General features: G+C 58.7%; 15 protein-coding genes. 8 read left to right on the top strand and 7 right to left on the bottom strand.

Annotation, left to right across the window (positions count from 1 at the left end):
* The first annotated feature begins 20 nt into the window (after positions 1-20).
* The 3 genes from ACERI1_RS17190 to ACERI1_RS17200 all read left to right on the top strand — a co-directional run bounded on the left by ACERI1_RS17190 (position 21) and on the right by ACERI1_RS17200 (position 2,700).
* Complete coding sequence (locus ACERI1_RS17190; protein ID WP_373619687.1) at positions 21-830, top strand: enoyl-CoA hydratase/isomerase family protein; 810 nt, start codon at positions 21-23, stop codon at positions 828-830.
* A 221-nt stretch (positions 831-1,051) separates the two neighbouring features.
* Positions 1,052-1,453 (top strand): universal stress protein, encoded by a 402-nt coding sequence (locus ACERI1_RS17195; protein ID WP_373619688.1) that lies wholly within the window; start codon positions 1,052-1,054, stop codon positions 1,451-1,453.
* Positions 1,454-1,923: 470 nt separating this feature from the next.
* On the top strand, positions 1,924-2,700 hold the full coding sequence (locus ACERI1_RS17200) for an enoyl-CoA hydratase/isomerase family protein (RefSeq protein WP_373619689.1): 777 nt from the start codon (positions 1,924-1,926) through the stop codon (positions 2,698-2,700).
* A gap of 57 nt (positions 2,701-2,757) precedes the next feature.
* Here the strand turns inward: ACERI1_RS17200 and ACERI1_RS17205 are convergent, their stop codons facing one another.
* From ACERI1_RS17205 to ACERI1_RS17230, 6 genes are all read right to left on the bottom strand, one after another.
* Positions 2,758-3,564 (bottom strand): enoyl-CoA hydratase/isomerase family protein, encoded by an 807-nt coding sequence (locus ACERI1_RS17205; protein WP_373619690.1) that lies wholly within the window; start codon positions 3,562-3,564, stop codon positions 2,758-2,760.
* Complete coding sequence (locus ACERI1_RS17210; protein ID WP_373619691.1) at positions 3,557-4,447, bottom strand: 3-hydroxyacyl-CoA dehydrogenase family protein; 891 nt, start codon at positions 4,445-4,447, stop codon at positions 3,557-3,559. Before ACERI1_RS17210 ends, ACERI1_RS17205 begins: the two co-directional genes overlap by 8 nt.
* 112 nt (positions 4,448-4,559) lie before the next feature.
* Entirely contained in the window at positions 4,560-4,952 is a 393-nt protein-coding gene (locus ACERI1_RS17215) for a hypothetical protein (RefSeq protein WP_373619692.1), read from the bottom strand.
* A 2-nt stretch (positions 4,953-4,954) separates the two neighbouring features.
* Complete coding sequence (locus ACERI1_RS17220) at positions 4,955-5,557, bottom strand: HTH domain-containing protein (RefSeq protein ID WP_373619693.1); 603 nt, start codon at positions 5,555-5,557, stop codon at positions 4,955-4,957.
* Positions 5,558-6,383: 826 nt separating this feature from the next.
* A complete protein-coding gene (locus ACERI1_RS17225; RefSeq protein WP_373619694.1) occupies positions 6,384-7,805 on the bottom strand; it encodes a zinc ribbon domain-containing protein in 1,422 nt (473 codons plus the stop codon).
* Positions 7,802-8,980 (bottom strand): beta-ketoacyl synthase N-terminal-like domain-containing protein, encoded by a 1,179-nt coding sequence (locus ACERI1_RS17230; RefSeq protein ID WP_373619695.1) that lies wholly within the window; start codon positions 8,978-8,980, stop codon positions 7,802-7,804. Before ACERI1_RS17230 ends, ACERI1_RS17225 begins: the two co-directional genes overlap by 4 nt.
* A 112-nt stretch (positions 8,981-9,092) precedes the next feature.
* On the opposite strand from ACERI1_RS17230, the gene ACERI1_RS17235 reads away from it, so the two are divergent.
* From ACERI1_RS17235 to rdfA, 3 genes are all read left to right on the top strand, one after another.
* Positions 9,093-10,544 (top strand): aldehyde dehydrogenase, encoded by a 1,452-nt coding sequence (locus tag ACERI1_RS17235; protein WP_373619696.1) that lies wholly within the window; start codon positions 9,093-9,095, stop codon positions 10,542-10,544.
* A gap of 327 nt (positions 10,545-10,871) precedes the next feature.
* Positions 10,872-12,026: an acyl-CoA dehydrogenase family protein gene (locus ACERI1_RS17240; protein ID WP_373619697.1), complete on the top strand. Its 1,155-nt coding sequence runs from the start codon at positions 10,872-10,874 to the stop codon at positions 12,024-12,026.
* Positions 12,027-12,831: 805 nt separating this feature from the next.
* On the top strand, positions 12,832-13,467 hold the full coding sequence (gene rdfA / locus ACERI1_RS17245) for a rod-determining factor RdfA (RefSeq protein WP_373619698.1): 636 nt from the start codon (positions 12,832-12,834) through the stop codon (positions 13,465-13,467).
* A gap of 309 nt (positions 13,468-13,776) precedes the next feature.
* Here the strand turns inward: rdfA and ACERI1_RS17250 are convergent, their stop codons facing one another.
* Positions 13,777-14,541 (bottom strand): IclR family transcriptional regulator, encoded by a 765-nt coding sequence (locus tag ACERI1_RS17250; protein WP_373619699.1) that lies wholly within the window; start codon positions 14,539-14,541, stop codon positions 13,777-13,779.
* 361 nt (positions 14,542-14,902) lie between these two features.
* Between ACERI1_RS17250 and ACERI1_RS17255 the strand changes: the two genes are divergently transcribed.
* Both ACERI1_RS17255 and ACERI1_RS17260 read left to right on the top strand, forming a co-directional pair.
* Positions 14,903-15,400, top strand: a complete 498-nt coding sequence (locus tag ACERI1_RS17255; protein WP_373619700.1) for a gamma carbonic anhydrase family protein — start codon at positions 14,903-14,905, stop codon at positions 15,398-15,400.
* 355 nt (positions 15,401-15,755) lie between these two features.
* On the top strand, positions 15,756-17,213 hold the full coding sequence (locus ACERI1_RS17260) for an aldehyde dehydrogenase family protein (protein ID WP_373619729.1): 1,458 nt from the start codon (positions 15,756-15,758) through the stop codon (positions 17,211-17,213).
* Positions 17,214-17,293: the final 80 nt, after the last annotated feature.

Here is a 17,293-nt window from a genome sequence, read left to right on the forward strand (position 1 = left end):
CCCACTGGGGGTGACTCAGTGTGACCATCGAAACCGAGCGACTTCACGAGTTGGTCCGCCTCGAGCGCCTCGACGACGACGGCGTCGCCCGCCTCGTGATGGAACACGATGAGACGCCGATGAACGTCTTTCGTCCCTCGAAGGTCGAGGCAATGGCAACAGCGGTGGAATCACTCGCCGGTGAGGTCGGCTGTCTGGTGCTATACGGTGAGCCGGTGTTCTCTGCTGGCGCAGATCTCGACTCGGTCAAGCAGACGCCACAGGAGATGCGGTCTGCAAAGATCGACACCATCGCAGCGGCGTCAAATCGCTTCATTCGAGCGATCAGGAGCTTTCCAGCGCCCGTTATCTCGGCCGTGACCGGCGTCGCGGCGGGTGGCGGTCTCGGCTTTGCACTCGCGTCGGATCTGATCAGTCTGCACGCCGACGCGGTGTTCGACACGGCGTACGCCCGTATCGGGCTGACGCCGGATAACGCGACGCCGTTCTTCCTCGTGAAAACGGTCGGTCCATACAGGGCCAGAGAATTACTGTTCGATCCCGAACCGATCTCTGCGACGGAGGCAGTCGAACTCGGCCTCGCAAATACCCGGTACGAAGTTCCGGAATCGGAGTTCATCGAGGCCGTGACTGAAGACGCGATAGCGTATGCGAATGGCCCCACTGAAACGTACGCACAGACGAAGCAACTCGTCGATACGGTCTTCAGCGAACGGCTCGATCAGCACCTCGAGCAGGAGCGGTCGACAATCAAGCGAATGAGCGAATCCGATACCTTTGACGAGGGGCTGTCGGCCTTTTTTGAAAAGCGCGGCCCGGACTGGGAGTAACGCTCACTCAGGTCCGGTAGCGTGCTATCGTAGCTACTGAACGTCACTGGGAAGGAATCGAAGCGTTTCGCGAGGACCGCGGCCCGGCAGTAACCGGAGAGGAGCGTTCAATCAATCGGACCGGGTCACAGACGCCACCCCGGTAGATCGAGAGTTACCACCGCTGGTTCGACTGGGAATCGCCCTCGAACTATTTATGTCTCGAACGGCTAGTGGTACCTATGAGCGAGATACTCCTTGCCGTCGATGACGAGATGGCTCGTGTCGAACGGCAGATTCAAACAGTGCTTGAGCTCCCGATCGAAACCGATGCCGTCTCCGTGACGGTATTACACGTCTTCTCGGATAACCCATCCGGGGCATCCGTTTCGCAACTCCAGACGGCACGAGCCGCTGAAGAGCAGCTCGAGGCTGCGGGGATCGACGTGAATCTGGCCGAGCGAAGCGGCGAACCGTCGTCGGAAATACTCTCGTATGCAGAACAGATGGATGCGGACATGATTTGCCTCGCCGGTCGGAATCGATCACCGACAGGGAAGGCACTGTTCGGCAGCGTCACACAGGACGTGATTTTGAGCACCGACCGGCCGGTTCTCATCGCCGGGAGATCGAAAGCAGACTGACCGGACCGCCGTCAGTCATGCTCTGTAGCCGGTCGTGGGTGTGCAATTTTCCACCGATCGCACAGTTATCGTGCGATCGGATATGATAACGCTCAGTGGCTACGAGAGAGACGCCATCAGTGGTTGTGGGACAGTCGACGCACGGTAGCGACAACGGATCGAGACCAACGGCTCATCGGTTTGTGGCAGCGAAACCGAGGGCCAGAGCAAGCAACATGGCTGTCTCTGGGCCTCGGACAGGAAGTCCAATTGTGTCACAGGCAGGATGTCTGATGACCAGAGGTGGATCTCTTGGGTGGAGCCGACCTTTTCCCGCCAATTAAGCAAACTGCAGTGGATCATAATAAAACTTGCTAAAACAGTTGGGTCGAATCGCTTCTCGGAGAGAGCAGCGAGTTTCAAACTTGGGGCTGATCGCGTCGAAAGCCCGAAAAGCTCATGATAAGACGCCTCGTGTCTCTCGTACACATATGACGTTCGACACACTCGAGGTGTCCGTCGACGATGGCATTGCAACCGTGCGACTCGCAAACGAGCCGGTCAACGCGATCAGCCAGCAGATGCGCTACGAACTCGCTGATGCAGTCGAGATCCTTCGCGAGGACCGCGTTCGCGTTGGACTCATCACCGGATCCGCTGACGTGTTTTCGGTCGGCGCGGATATTGGTCTCTTCGAAACGGCCCAGGAGTGGTCAACTGACGAATTTCGGTCGAACTCGCGAATTCTCGGTGGCGCCTTCGACGCGCTCGAAACGATGGAAAAGCCAGTTCTCGCTGCGATTGACGGAACCTGCGTCGGCGGCGGCCTCGAGCTCGCGTTAGCCTGTGACGTTCGCATCGCGGCTCCCGACGCAACGCTCGGCTTTCCCGAGCACAACATCGGGCTAATTCCCGGCTTGGGTGGCTGTTCGCGCTTCGTTCATCTCGTTGGTCCGGGAACAGCCAAGGACCTGATCTTCAGTGGCGACCTCATCGACGGTGAACGCGCCCACGAGATCGGTCTCGCCGAACGGGTCGAATCGGACCCCGAAGCCGCCGCACGAGAGTACGCAGACACACTGCTCGACCAGCCGCCGCAAGCCCTTGGATTGGCAAAGCGCGTCGTCAATGCGGCCCGCGATACCGACACGCAGACGGCGGGCGTTCTGGAATCGCTCGCCCAGAGTACGCTGCTGAAAACCGACGATCATCGCGAAGGACTCCAGGCATTTCGAGAGGATCGCGACCCAGAGTTCACTGGTGAGTAGCGCCCGGTCTAGTGGCAGTCACCCGTCTTTTGTTGCCGAAAAATCCGACTTCTGTAACTATTCGCCGGTAAATTCGGGCTCCCGACCCTCGAGGAAGGCGTCGATCCCCTCGTCTTTGTCGTCAGTTGCAAAGAGCTGGGTGAACAGTTCGGCTTCGTAGTCCAGCCCCTCCTCGAGCCCCATGCGAGCGCTCGCCGTGACGGCGTTTTTGGCGAACTCGAGGGCGAGTGGGCTTTTGGTGGCCATCGATTCGGCGAGGTCGTAGACGCGCTCGTCGAGGTCGGCTTCGTCATGCACTTCGTCGACGAGGCCGATCTCGTTGGCTTCCGTCGCGCCGACGAGTTCGCCGGAGAGGATCAGTTTCATCGCCTGCCCTTCGCCGACGAGTCGTGGCAACCGCTGCGTGCCGCCGCCGCCGGGGATGATACCGAGGTTGATCTCGGGCTGGCCGAGCTTCGACCCCGCTTTGGCGATACGGACGTCACAGGCCATCGCGAGTTCACAGCCACCGCCCAACGCGTGGCCGTTGATTTTCGCGATAACCGGGAGCGAGGCATCGTCGACGGTCTCGTAGATCCGCGGACGTTTGCTGGCGTCGCGCTGCTCGACGACACCGCGGTCTTTGAACTCGGTCACGTCGGCACCGGCAACGAATGCGCCTGATCCTTCACCGCCGGTAAGCACGAGGACGCGCACGTCGTCGTCCGCCTCGGCTGCAGCGACGGCGTTTTTGAGTTCCGTTCGGACCTGTCCGTTGAGCGCGTTCCGGGCGTCCGGTCGCTCGATGGCAACCGTCGCAACGCGGTCAGCGTGCTCACCAACTGTAACGGAGAGCAATTCATAGTCATCAGTAAGGTCACTCATCGTCATCACCCCACTCGCCGCTCATGCCGACGCGTTCGCCGTTTTCCCAGACGTAGTAGCCTTCGCCGGTCTTCTTGCCGAGCTTGTTCGCACGGACTTTCCGGCGCAGCGACTGCGGTGGCTTGAACCGCTCGCCCAGCTCCTCGCGGAGATGCTCGGCGATGTGTAGACGCACGTCGAGGCCAACGTGGTCGGTCAGCTCGAGTGGGCCCATCGGGTGGCCGTAGCCGACCGACATCCCCTCGTCGATGTCGGCTGGGCTGGCGACGCCCTGTTCGACCATCCGAATCGCCTCGAGGCCGAGCGCGACGCCGAGTCGTGACGTGGCAAAGCCAGCCGTATCGCGCACAACGACGTCTTCCTTGTCGATGCCCTGCACGTAGTCGATCGCGAACGCTTCGGTGCGGTCGTCGGTCTGCTCGGCGATGACGATCTCGACTAAGTCCATGATATGTGGCGGGTTGAAGAAGTGCAATCCGACGGCCCGCTCGGGGCGCTCGAGGGCGCTTGCCATCTCGGTCACGGACAGCGAGGAGGTGTTCGAGGCGATGATCGTGTCCTCGCTCGTCGCGGCTTCGACGTCCGCGAAGACCTCCTTCTTTAGGTCCATGTCTTCCGGCACCGCCTCGACGACGAGGTCCGCGTCCGCAACCGCTGCCTCGAGGTCAGTCATCCCCTCGATGCGCGCGAGCGTCTCAGTCATCTCGGCCTCGGTGAGCTTGTCCCGGTCGACGCCACCCTGAAGATTGGTGCGGATCCCCTCGAGACCGTTTTCGACGAACTCGTCTTCGATGTCTCGGAGGATGACATCGTGGCCCGCCATCGCAGAGACCTGGGCGATTCCGTGTCCCATACTTCCGGCTCCAAGAACGGTTACCTGCATAGACGAACACACTCGCGTCCGGATCAAAAAGATTGCTATCGCTGACAACGGGAACAATCAGTTGGACGGGATCGAACGTGCCAGCTGTGACGCGAGGAGACGCCGATACGCCTTACGTCAGGTCTGCTGCATCGAGACAGTCGAGAAGCGTTTCGAGGCGGTCGTGACGCCGATAGCGAAGTTCGTTCGAGCGGGAATCGTACTCGATGATGCCAGCCGCGGTCAACTTCGGGAGGTGAATATGATGGAGCAAGAGCTCGAGCTGGTCACGGTCCGGCTGCTCGCTCGTCCCCTCGGCGTATCGCTCGAGGAGATGCGTCGTCACCTCATCGATCGCCGTCGGCGTGTCAGTGGAACGTATCAGATACCGAAGGAGATCCCGTCGGTGCTGATGTGCCACTAGTTCGAGCAGCACGTCCACCGGTGGAGAGTCGTCGAAATCGGTCGAATCGGGCCGTATTTCCGACGGACGTTCGTCGTTCGGCTGACCGATGTCGTCATCCATCGTTAGCGATCGGAGGGACTGTTGTCGGGCTGGCTCTCGGTGCCCGTCTCCAGCGGTGTCGACTGCTCGTTTCCAGTCATAGGTGTCCCATCTGTGCCTTCATTCGGTTCGGTCGACATGAGCCACTCAGTGACGGTGTGCGTTCGCTCGCCGTTCGTGTAGGGAACGACTCCACAGAGGGAGTCCGTGTCAGCACCTGCGTCGTCGGCATAGAGTGCCAACGCGACGACGGGAACGCGAACTCGCTCGATCGAATCGTCAGTAGCAGCCTCGAGCAAGGGGACGTTCTGTCGCTGGAACGCCGGCTCGAGCGAGCAGTCGTGCTGCGCGGCCCAGCGTTCGAATTCGGCGACGAGTTCGTCTCGAGTCGGTTCGCCCTCGGTGATCGAGTCGATCGGCTGGCACTCCGGTGGCCAGGTCGTAACCTGATAGTCAGCGATGGTCCCGGATTCACGGAGGGAGTGCAACCGGTCGACGATATCGTCGATCGTCTCGGTAAGTGCAGCGGGAACGGATGCCCGGACGTAACACTCGACTCGAAGCTCCAGCTGTCGATCGACAGGGGCGGCTGTCACAGCCGGTGAGAGCAGCTCATTGGCAGACATATTCATCCTCCGTTCGCCGGATATGATCGTTTGCGTCGAGTGATGTCAGTATCGGAAGGAGCGTGAGTTTGGGTAGTTTCAGTCGGTGCTGGAGCTCGGAGACCGTCGCCCCGTCCATCACGAGAATAGTGACGTATACTAACTTTACTCGTGGTGATACAAGATCGTCTGGTAATGCGGTGTGATGGTCAGTTATGGACATCATCGCATGCCGTATGAGAACGAGTTACCAAATAAAGATAACTATGTCAGACATAATAATGATGGAAGGGGCAGAGAGAGACGCGAAGACGAGACTGTCCGTCTGAATCGGAGTTATCGCCAGTATTGTCGATGCCACTACTATTATATGATCTACTCAGTTTTGATAGATTACTTACGAAATGAGAACACAGTACTTCGTTCGTATCACCACTGCAATCGGGAGTTCCGCCATCGACGATACGGCGTCACAGTCTTACGGTGTACACAATGCGTAAGACGCAGGAAGAGTCGGTATATGTCGTCCCCCACAGTGACTGCTATCACACGAATCGAGACTGCCGAGGGATCCAGCAGGCATACACCGTTCGCGAACACCTTCGATCTGACCTCTCAGACGAGCTCGAGCACTGTCAACTATGCTCGGGGAACGTTCCCCTGCCAGACACCGATTCGTTCAAGTTCCGACGATTACTCGAGGAGCTCGATCCGGACGACATCAGCTGACAGCCTGCGGTAGAGAACATAGCGCGGATGTCTCCAGATCACGTATCGGGGGACCGCGGTATCGCTCCGAAAAACGAGGAACTGGACAGCAGTCGTGTAGTCAGATCCCTACAGACCGTCAGTGATCCCCATCATCGGCTGGCGTGAACTTGACACCGTACCGCGTGACGCCTTCCTGCGTGTAGATCCGCCGAATCGTCGCCGTGACGGTATCGCCGACGGCCATCGCCTCAGGATCGACGTCCGTCAACTGTGCGGGCAGCGTGACGGACCCGCCCTCGGTTTCGAGCGCGACGATTGCGGCAGTGTAGGCACCGTCCTGTTGCTGGAGTTGTGCGAACTCGGGCGGTGCACCGCCCTGTCCGATAACGGTCATCGCTCGAATCGTTCCGGTTCGAGGCGCTTCGACCGCGTCGAACTCGACGCGAGCGTGACACTCCTGACAGGCACCCTTGGGCGGGAACGTGACGCCGCCACACTCCGGGCACGACCCGGCAACGAGGCGGTATCGCTGCTCGAGTGACTGCTGCCAGTTCGGCAGGCTCACGTTCGCACCGCCACCGGAGACGTCACCGTCGACGACGTAGCCACGCTCTCGAAGGTACGCCGAATACGAGATCGGCTCCGCGGCGGCGATCCGTTCGATACCGGGGACCGCAAGGCTGCCCTCACAGGCCACTGCGGCTGCACTGCCACCGCCGAAGAAGGCACCGACGGTCAGTTCGTCGTCGTCGGCTTCATCGAGCGCCGAAAGCAGCCCGATCGGGACGGTCGCCGCGCCAGCATCGCCGATCTGATCGGCCACCGTCCCCGCCGACACGGCGTCAGGAGACAGGGGGAGATCGCCCGTGATGCGGTAGGGGAGCGAGGCGTTCGGCTGATGGACTGCCGCAGCGGTCGCCGTCTCGAGGTCGACGCCGAGTGAGGTGGCTGCACTCGTAACGGCCTCGCGCATGGCATCGCGCTCGTAGGTCGTGATGCCGAGCGAGTCGGTGTCTCGCTGACCGCGTTCACGGAAGCGGATGCCGGGCGTCTCGTTACTGTGCCAGGCCACGTTGTCGATCGCCACGGCGGGATCGTCACCGATAATGAGCGCTGCTGCGCCGGCACCGAAGGGATGATCGCTATCGGCGCGGTCTCCTTCGGGGCAGTCGGCAGCGATCACGAGCGCCGTCCCGTCGGCATCGAGCGCCCGCGAGAGCGCCTCCGCGCCGGCCGCAGTGTGATGTGTCGTGGTCGTACTCGCGACATCCGCTGGCAGATCGAGCATTCTGACCAGTCGTGACACGAAGTCGCCTTCCTCGAGCGGGGGTGTCGTCGTCGCAGCCGCGACGACATCGATCGCCGCTCGATCGACGGACGCACCCTCGAGTGCGCGTTCGGTGGCTGCGACGGCCATCGTCAGCGTATCCTCGTCGGCAGCGGGGACTGCCTTCTGGTCGACCCCCGCAGCGTGGCTCGTTCCCCATGCCGTCTCGAGTTCGTCGCTCGACAGTCGGAACCGAGGGACGTAGACGCCCCCAGCGACAAGTCCTCTCATGCTGACCCCTCCATTGGTTCCTTCTCAAAGATATGGACGGTCACACCACCGCCGCTGCCGCCGACGTTGTGTGTGAGCCCGTATTTCGGATCGTCGACCTGAACGTACGCCTCGCCGCGGAGCTGTTTGAAGGCTTCGACGACCTGACCGGTCCCGGTTGCCCCGATCGGATGGCCTTTCGATTTCAGCCCGCCGCTGGTGTTGGTCGGCAGTTCGCCGTCAGGGTCGGTAACCCCCTCCCGGAGCAGTCGACCGGCTTCGCCACGCTCACAGAATCCAAGGTCCTCGTAGGCCAGCAGTTCTGCGATGGCGAAACAGTCGTGGATCTCCGCGAAGTCGAGATCCGATGGTTCGATTCCCGCAGCCTCGTAGGCGTCTTCTCCCGCACGAACACTCGCTGGAATCGAGGTGAGCGATTCGCGCTGGAACAGTCCGACCCGGCCACTCGAGGCACCAGCACCGGCGACGCGGACCAGCGTATCGCTGTGTTCTCTGGCAACGTCTTCGCTCACGACGAGGACGGCGCTCGCGCCGTCGGTCGTCGGACAACAGTGATAGAGATTGAGCGGATCTGCGACCGACGGGGCAGCGGAGGCATCCTCGAGCGAGCACTCGAAGCCGAGGTGTGCCTTGGGATTCTGTGCGCCGTTCCCATGGTTTTTCACTGCGACGCGGCTGAGATCATCTATCTCGGCATCGTATTCGTCCATGTAGGCGCTTGCCATCTGGGCGTAGACACCGGCGAACGTCGTCCCGCTCATTCGTTCCCACTCGGTCTCGCCGCTGACGCCGAGCCACCAGCGCGTGTGGTCGGAACTCGCGTCGGTCATCACCTCGTAGCCACCGGCCAGTGCGACATCGACGAGTCCCGAACGGACGGCAGTCACCGCCTGTCGGAACGCGTAGCCGCTGGCAGCACAGGCGTTTTCGACGCGCGTCGTCGGAACGCCGTGAAGTCCGAGGTGTTCAGTTACTGCTGGCCCAGACAGACCGATCTGGCGGCCACCGACGCCGAGCGTTCCGAGAAACGCCTCGTCGATCTGTTCTGGGTCGATCGTCGTATCCACGCTGTCCATCGCCGCGTCGAACGCGTCGTCGAACAGCGAGAGATACGTCTCTTCTGGAAACGAGCCGAACGATGACTGTCCAGCTCCGAGTACGTATGCATCTCGCATGTCTTTGACTATCTACTCGGGGACCTTATAGATAACTCACGGAGTGAGAGAGTGTCCGCCGGGTGATTGGATACCACATATTTTTATCCGATCAACTGATACGCTGATGTGCATGAGTTACACCGGTCCAACAGACCTGTATATCAACGGCGACTGGATTGCCGCCGATGGCAACCAGACGTTTACGACTGAAGACCCAGCAACGGAGGAGACCTATGCGGAGCTCGCAGAAGCCAGCGAGGAAGACGTCGATCGTGCCGTCGAGGCAGCGTTCGATGCGGTCGACCGAGACAGTGAGTGGCGCTCGCTCGATCCCCGAGAGCGCGGCTCGTATCTCGACGCCATGGCAGACGCGATCGAAGACCGGAAAGACGAGATCGTCCGCGTCGAGTCTCGAGACAACGGCAAGACGCCGTTCGAAGCTACTCTCGACGTCGATATGGTCATCGACACGTTCCGCTACTACGCCGGCTGGACCGACAAGATCGAGGGCGACGAGGTACCGGTCCCCGGCGACCGACTGAACTACACCGTTCGAGAGCCGGTCGGCGTCACCGGACACGTCATCCCGTGGAATTACCCCTTCCAGCTCGCCGGACGGAGTCTCGCACCAGCGCTCGCGTGTGGAAACACGGCCGTTCTCAAGCCCTCGAGCACGACGCCACTGTCAGCACTGTACTACGCGCTCGCTGCAGACGAGGCAGGCATCCCCGATGGCGTGGTGAACGTCGTTCCCGGTCGCGGGAGCACGGCAGGAAACAGACTCGTCGAACACCCCGATGTCGACCACATCGCGTTCACCGGAAGTACGGGCGTCGGCAAAGGCGTCATGGAGCGTGCCTCACAGAACGTCACTGGTGTCACCCTCGAGCTTGGCGGCAAAGGGCCAAACATCGTCTACCCAGATGCTGACCTCGACGCCGCTGCTGCCGGGTGTCACTACGGCATCTTCATGAACGCTGGTCAGATGTGCTGGGCCGGCTCGCGACTGCTCGTCCACGAATCGGTCCACGACGAGGTCGTCGACCGGGTCGTCGAACGAGCCGAGGCGATCCCGCTGGGCAGCGGTATCGACGACGACGGCCAGATGGGGCCGACCGTTAGCGAGAGCCACCAGCAAGAGGTCCTCGACTACATCGAGACCGGCAAAGCCGAAGGTGCAACCGTCGCGACCGGCGGCGGCGTTCCCGCGAACAAAGACACTGGCTACTTCGTTGAGCCGACCGTCTTTACCGACGTGACGAACGATATGACGATCGCACAGGAGGAGATTTTCGGCCCTGTGCTCTCGGTCATCGAGTTCTCTGACCAGGAGGAAGCGATCGAAATCGCCAACGACTCGCCGTACGGACTCATGGCGGGCATCTGGACGAACGACCTGAAAACGGCCCACCAGACCGCCGAGTACCTCGACTACGGCATGGTGAGCATCAACGAATATCCCGTGACCCAGCCACAGACGCCGTTCGGCGGCTTCAAACAGAGCGGCTACGGGCGCGAACAGGGGACCGAGGCACTGCAGGAGTACACCCAGACCAAAAACGTCAACGTCAACCTCGAGTAACGACGCTCCTCCTCGGGAATTTAGCTCATCGTTTTTCGCTGCGTCTGCAGTTCCTGCCGGTCTGTAACCAAACACCGTCACCTGTGTCGAAGACGTCGAGACGCGACTATAGTACCAACTGAAACGGTTGATACACCGATCACACAGCTCTCGTGTCGGGTGTGCAGGGGACGTTCAGTGGCTACTATAATGGGACTGACACCCAACAGTCGCAAGTAGCCAGCAGCAGACGGTTGGGACCCGCCACGGAGAGGCACACGAATGGAGTGGTACTGCCGTAGCCGCTCGAGAACTTTTATAGTGATGTGCCTCGCCTGTAGTACTGTAATGAGCCTCATCGAGAACGCACTCTCTGACGAGCACCGCGAGTTCCGTGACCGAGCAGCAACGTTTGCCGAGGAGGTCGTCGAACCGGAAGCCGATCGGATCGAACGGACTGACGAGTTCCCACGCGACGTGATCGAAGCGGCGGGCGAGCGGGGACTGTTAGGGATCATGCTTCCCGAAGCGTACGGCGGTGCGGACTCGGATTTCGTTTCCTACTGTCTGGCGGTCGAACAGATCGCACAGGCCAGCGGTGCCGTCGCCGAAACGATTCAGGGTCACACGTTCGCAGCGCTCCCGATCGCGAACTTCGGCACTGAAGCCCAAAAGGAAGAATACCTCGAGCCGATGGCGCAAGGTGAAGCCGTCGGGTCGATGTTGCTGACGGAACCGGACGCCGGTAGCTCGCCGACCGAGCTGTCGACGGTCGCCGAGGAAACCGAAGACGGGTATGCGCTCAGCGGTGAGAAGGCGTTCGGAACGAACGCCGGCGTCGCGGATATCCATCTTGTCGTCGCTCGAAAACGGCCCGCGCCCGAGGAGGGCCACGGCGTAAGCGTGTTTCTCGCACCTAGTGCCGACGGACGGGACGGGTTCGACTTCGACCGGACGGAGTTCATGGGAATGCGCGGCCACGTGACGGGAGATTCGACGCTCGAAAACGTCGACATCGACGAGTCCGCGGTACTTGGCGAGATCGGACAGGGGTTCCGAATCGCGATGGGAACGATCGATATGGCCAGAACCGGACTGGGTGCGATCGGGACCGGAATCGCGACCGCTGCCTTCGAGGAAGCCGTCGACTATGCGGGAGACCGCGAGCAAGGCGGACAGCCCGTTGGCGAGTACCAGGCCGTGCAGGTTCTCGTCGCAGACATGGATGCCAAACTCGACGCGGCGCGGCATCTCGTCTACGACTCGGCGACGGCTATCGCATCCGGAAACGGCAGTACGCGCCAGTCGAGCAAAGCGAAGTACGTCGCGAGCGACGCCGCCGAGTTCGTCACTCGAAACGCAATGCAGGTCTACGGCGGGAAGGGATACCGGACGGATCTGCCGCTCGAGCGATACTACCGGGATGCGAAGATCCTGAGTATCATCGGTGGAACAACGGAGATTCAGAAGACAACGGTCGCGAGTGAAGCACTCGGGTTATAACGGTATTGGAGAGCGAACTTGAGTATAGTCTAACTGGCGTGATACGACTTGGTGGGTCAGGAGCCGCTATACACAGCGGTTGACGACCGATGTTTCCGCTGACCGTATCCCTCGGAACTGAGCGCTGACAGTATTTCATGCGTACCTGTATCAATGGGCAGGATCTATCGGGTGCGTTTGAGCGGTTGCTGATTTCAAACCTCAGTCATGGAATTAACAGTGGGTGAACGATCGATGAGAGTTTCTCACGCCGCTTGACCACAATTCACCGAACCCTGTGAGTCACTGGGTGACTGTAGCGGATCAGATATGGCTCCGAGCTAATGATCGCCCCATTCAACATTGTATACGGGTACCGTATACAGAATAGTATTGGCCCAATTATTCGAATCTGTGTTCTGATAGCCACCTACTTTTCGAACTTTTCTTTTTAGTCGATAGCTGGTCGTAGATTGAATGACACTCAGACCACAACTAGTAGTGGCGGGGGACGTATACGAGACTCGAATACGACGTTCCGTGTGTGGTTAAGCCACTCCACTGTGAGAACTCTCTCATCTTTCAATGACTGGAACAACAGATCACTACCCCGGCCAGACCGGACAAGACTGGACTCGCCGTCTATTACGGTTGTACTGTTGTAAATAGTGGAGGCATCGAAAGACCGCTATGGAAACGATACCACTAAGCATACTTACATGTGGTACGAAGACCAGTAGCAAGAGCGTATGGGTTATCCATCTCAGTCCTCGGACGGTATCCGAGAGGGAAACATATTTTACGCTCGTCACCTTCCAATTATCTAATGACCGATATCGAGGATTCCGAGACCGACGAATCGTCATGTGGCTGTAAGCTTGGACGGGTCGCCGACAAATACGACCTATCAGGTCTCGATAACGACTTGATCGCATACTGGACCGGCGATGCTGACGAACAGCTCAGCACACGGCAACTCGCGACATATGTGAACCAGCAGATACTCTCGGCGGCACTTGCTAACGCAGATATTCCGCCGCGAGAGGGGGAAATCGAGAATACATACCGATTGCTCACGGACGACGATGTCAGCAGCGGCACACGGGTTCAGACACGAAACGAGCTGCAACGCGATGGGGTTCCAGTTGAGCAGGTCGAATCTGATTTCGTCTCTCATCAAACCGTCTACAATCATCTCACGAAATGCCTCGAGACGGAACTCGAGAAGCCAAGCGACGAGGAACAACTCGAGCGAAGCCGGGAAAAGCTCGCTGCGCTCCAAAATCGAACCGAAGCAGTGACCTCGGATACGATTGCCCGACTCGATCGAAAGGACCTCATCGATATCGGTGAGTTCAACGTTACCGTCTCCGTTACCGTGACCTGCGAGGAGTGCCTTCAAGAGTACACTGTCAGGGAGTTACTCGACGAACGATCCTGTAACTGCCAAAGCCAATCGTAAAAGAAACGTCTCGACAGTCAAGATACTCTACGATCTGCTCACTTCTCAAACTGCGCTAGCTAGATGGTGCCTCCCCCAGCTTTATTCAGATCCTGGCGAAATACAATGATTGGAATTCTCTCAGAGTGGCTATTCCGTTCCCAAGTCAGGTACAACTGCAACATTCATCGTGACTCCTCGTACTACGACATTTCGACCATGCTAAAATGGAATTCACACTGATGCAGGTTAGAATGTTTTACAGACGTACCAATGTAACTCGTAGAATCGATTTATTTATTCAAGGTGTACATTGACGGCACCCATAATTCATGAAAGAGATAGCTCGAGTTCGAATTCATTGGCGACACCGGACAAGATGTTCGGAATGTCCTCTTCGAACTGTTCGTTGGTGAGTCGTTGGGCTGGACTGGCGACGCTGAACGCTCCGATGACGCGACCGTCGGATCCATTTACGGGAATACCGACGGCTTTGATGCCTTCAAGTTGTTCCTCGTAGTTGAACGCGATTCCCCTCTCGCGAATCGTCTCGAGTTGGTCAAGAAGCGTTTCAGTGTTAGTTATCGTGTTCTCCGTCGCCGAAGGGAGCCCCCATCGGTCAATTATTTCCTCAACGGGCTTTCGAGAAAGCCTCGATAGAATGGCCTTCCCAGCGGCAGTTTGATGCAGATAGAACCGCTTACCGATGGTCGAATACGTCCAGACTGCGTGTTTTCCCGAGGATGTGTACATGTAGACACCGCGTCTGTTTTCTTCGATCGCAAACACGACTCTGCAGTCGGTTTCTTTGGCGAGTTTCTCCGTATACGATTTCGCATTCCTGTAGGCGTTTTTCCTATTGCGAACGTACTCACCGTGTTCGAGAAATCGAAGGCTGAGATAGTACTCGTCGCCCTCTTTAACGGCGTAACCCTTCGCCAGTAGCGTTGTCAGATGAGAATGGACCGTACTTGGAGCCAACTCGAGCGCATCGGCCAGCTCCGTGACTCGCCCGCCGTCACGCTCTTGAAGCGCCTCTATGACCTCGAGCGAAGTAGCTGTTGTCTGTAGCTTTCGCCCGGTTTTGTCACCCATGGCATTACTATACGGACACTACATATAAAATTCTTCGTTCGAGAATGTCCGAGACTTTTTCATTATCATTTTGGATGATCATGGTTCACACGGTTTCTCCTGACCCTTTTCCTTCGAGATCAGGTTCCAATACTGGATATCCCGATTCTGTACCGCCTCGAGTGGCGAACCAGTAGTGGGCAACGTACGATACCATATCTGTAAATATCCGTCTCGGATCGGTATTCGCCTCTCGGGAATCGGCGGTACCCACTCCGAGGCTACCAGAGAATATCGAGGATTCTCAGTTGAACGGTCGAGCGCTTCGCAGAAGATCTAAACTCCGGTATCACTAAACCACGCCCCGGCATACGGGTGTCGCATGGAACGATCAGTACTGGGCTCAACCCCGGAAATCGCGGACTCGGCGTTCGTTTCGGAACTGGCATACGCAGTAGGAGACGTCACCGTGGGCGAGCAATCGAGCCTTTGGCCATTCGTCTGCCTTCGTGGCGACGGTGGACCGACCGTCGTTGGTAGCGAAACCAACGTTCAGGAGTTCTCGATGTTGCACGGCGCGACCATTGGCGACAGAGTGACCATCGGGCACAACGTTGTCATCGACTACGCAACCGTCGAAGATGATTCGCTCATTGGGATGTCCAGTACCGTCCAGAGAGACGCCGTCATCGAATCAAACTGTCTCGTCGCCGCGGGTAGTCTGGTGACCGAGGGGCAGACGATTCCGGAAGGCCACCTCGCGTACGGCGCCCCGGCGGAGACGCGGCCGATCAAGGACTCTCATCTCGAGGAACTCGTTCGGGTGCAAGAACTGTACGTAGAGCACACCGAGACCTATAAGGAGGCCGGGTTGGAGTAGGCTCCAGGAACGGAGTGTTCCCAAGAACAGATAGGACATCGATAGTTGCTGCGTAAGACACTGATTCACGAAATCCTGGGAGCCGATTCAATATCATAGTCCGAGAAGATCGTCCTCCGAAGCGTCGAAGCGACCTCCACCGGCGAGGAGAGGAGTGATCTCGACGCGCTTGATGACATCGAGAACGCCAGACAATGGCGATCGCGATCGGTCTGGGTTCTCACCTTCGAAGTGCTTGCAGCAGATGTCCAAACCTATCGCAAGTCGCCAGATATCCTCGTCGTTGAGAGGCCGTCCGAGGCGCTTGCAAGTTCACCAAGTTATTTGCATGATGGATTCGACTATTCGTGTGCTGATGTCCAGAGAAGCACTTGCTGCAGTTAGCAACCAGTATGGCCTGTGGATCGACGGAGAAGAACAGCCAGCCGAGACAGACGAGCAACTATCGGTTCTCAATCCTGCGACGGAAGGTGAACTTGCCACCGTTGCGATAGCTACCGAAAACGACGTTGACGAGGCGGTCCGCGTCGCTCGTGATGCGTTCGAGACGTGGAATCGTCAGACGCCGGCGGAACGTGGACGCATTCTCACGGATATTGCAGCTGCAATCCGCAATGAGAAGGAACGACTTGCGCAAATCGAGACGCTGGAAAACGGGAAACCACTGACAGAAGCGCGTGGCCAGGTCGAACGTGCAGCTCGCCACTTCGAATACTATGCTGGTATCGCGGATAAGATCCAGGGCGAGAGCATTCCACTCTCCGAGACGTACGTCGATTACACCGTTCGCGAACCACTCGGAGTTACCGCCCACATCGTTCCGTGGAACGTTCCGATCTATCTGTTCGCTCGGAGCGTTGCACCCGCACTCGCCGCTGGAAACGCGGCGGTCGTTAAACCGGCCAGGGAAACGCCGCTTGGCGCTCTCGAACTCGCCCAACTTGCGACCGATGTCGGATTGCCTGACGGCCTCTTGAACGTTGTCTCTGGACACGGTAGCGAGGCAGGCGCCGCTCTCACCGGCCATCCGGAGGTAAGCAGTGTTACTTTCACTGGATCAGACTCGACTGGGGTCAGGGTCGGGAAGAGTGCTATCGAGAATGTCTCAGAGGTGGTCCTCGAACTGGGTGGGAAGAGCCCGAACGTTGTTTTCCCTGATGCCGACTGGGAAGCAGCGCTCGAGGGGGTGATCACCGGAATCTTCAGCAATGCCGGACAGGTCTGTTCTGCTGGATCGCGGTTGCTGGTTCACGAAGAGATCCACGACGAATTCATTGCAGATCTTGCTGACCGCGCGACCGCTCTGGATGTTGGTCCGGGCATCGACGACGCCGACATGGGGCCGCTAACTTCGGACGATCATCTCGAAGAGGTGCTCGAGTACATCGACATTGGCCGTCAAGAGGCTGGTGACCCCGTCATTGGAGGGGACAGGCTTGATGGTGACGGATACTTCGTCGAACCAACGATCTTTGATTCCGTGACCCACGACATGCGTATCGCCCAAGAGGAGATTTTCGGACCCGTCCTCACCGTCTCAACGTTCGCTGATGAAGAAGAGGCCATCGAACTCGCCAATGCGACCGATTACGGCCTCGTCGCGGGAATCTACACCGAGAACGTCGGTCGTGCTCACCGCTTTGCCCGTGAGGTCGATGCCGGCCAGATCTACATCAATGAGTTCTTTGCGGGCGGCAATGAGACGCCGTTCGGCGGCTTCAAGCAGAGTGGCATCGGCCGTGATAACGGCGTACAGGCCATCGACAACTATACGCAAATCAAGAACGTCTGTGCGAATATCGATCACCGCTGAAGGAATTGGTTCTCCAGATACCGAGAAGCCCTTTCCCGTGAACAGAGACCATCACTAACTTTCCCAAACCAAGTGGCGGG

The sequence above is a fragment of the Natrinema sp. HArc-T2 genome (assembly GCF_041821085.1).
GTDB lineage: Archaea > Halobacteriota > Halobacteria > Halobacteriales > Natrialbaceae > Natrinema.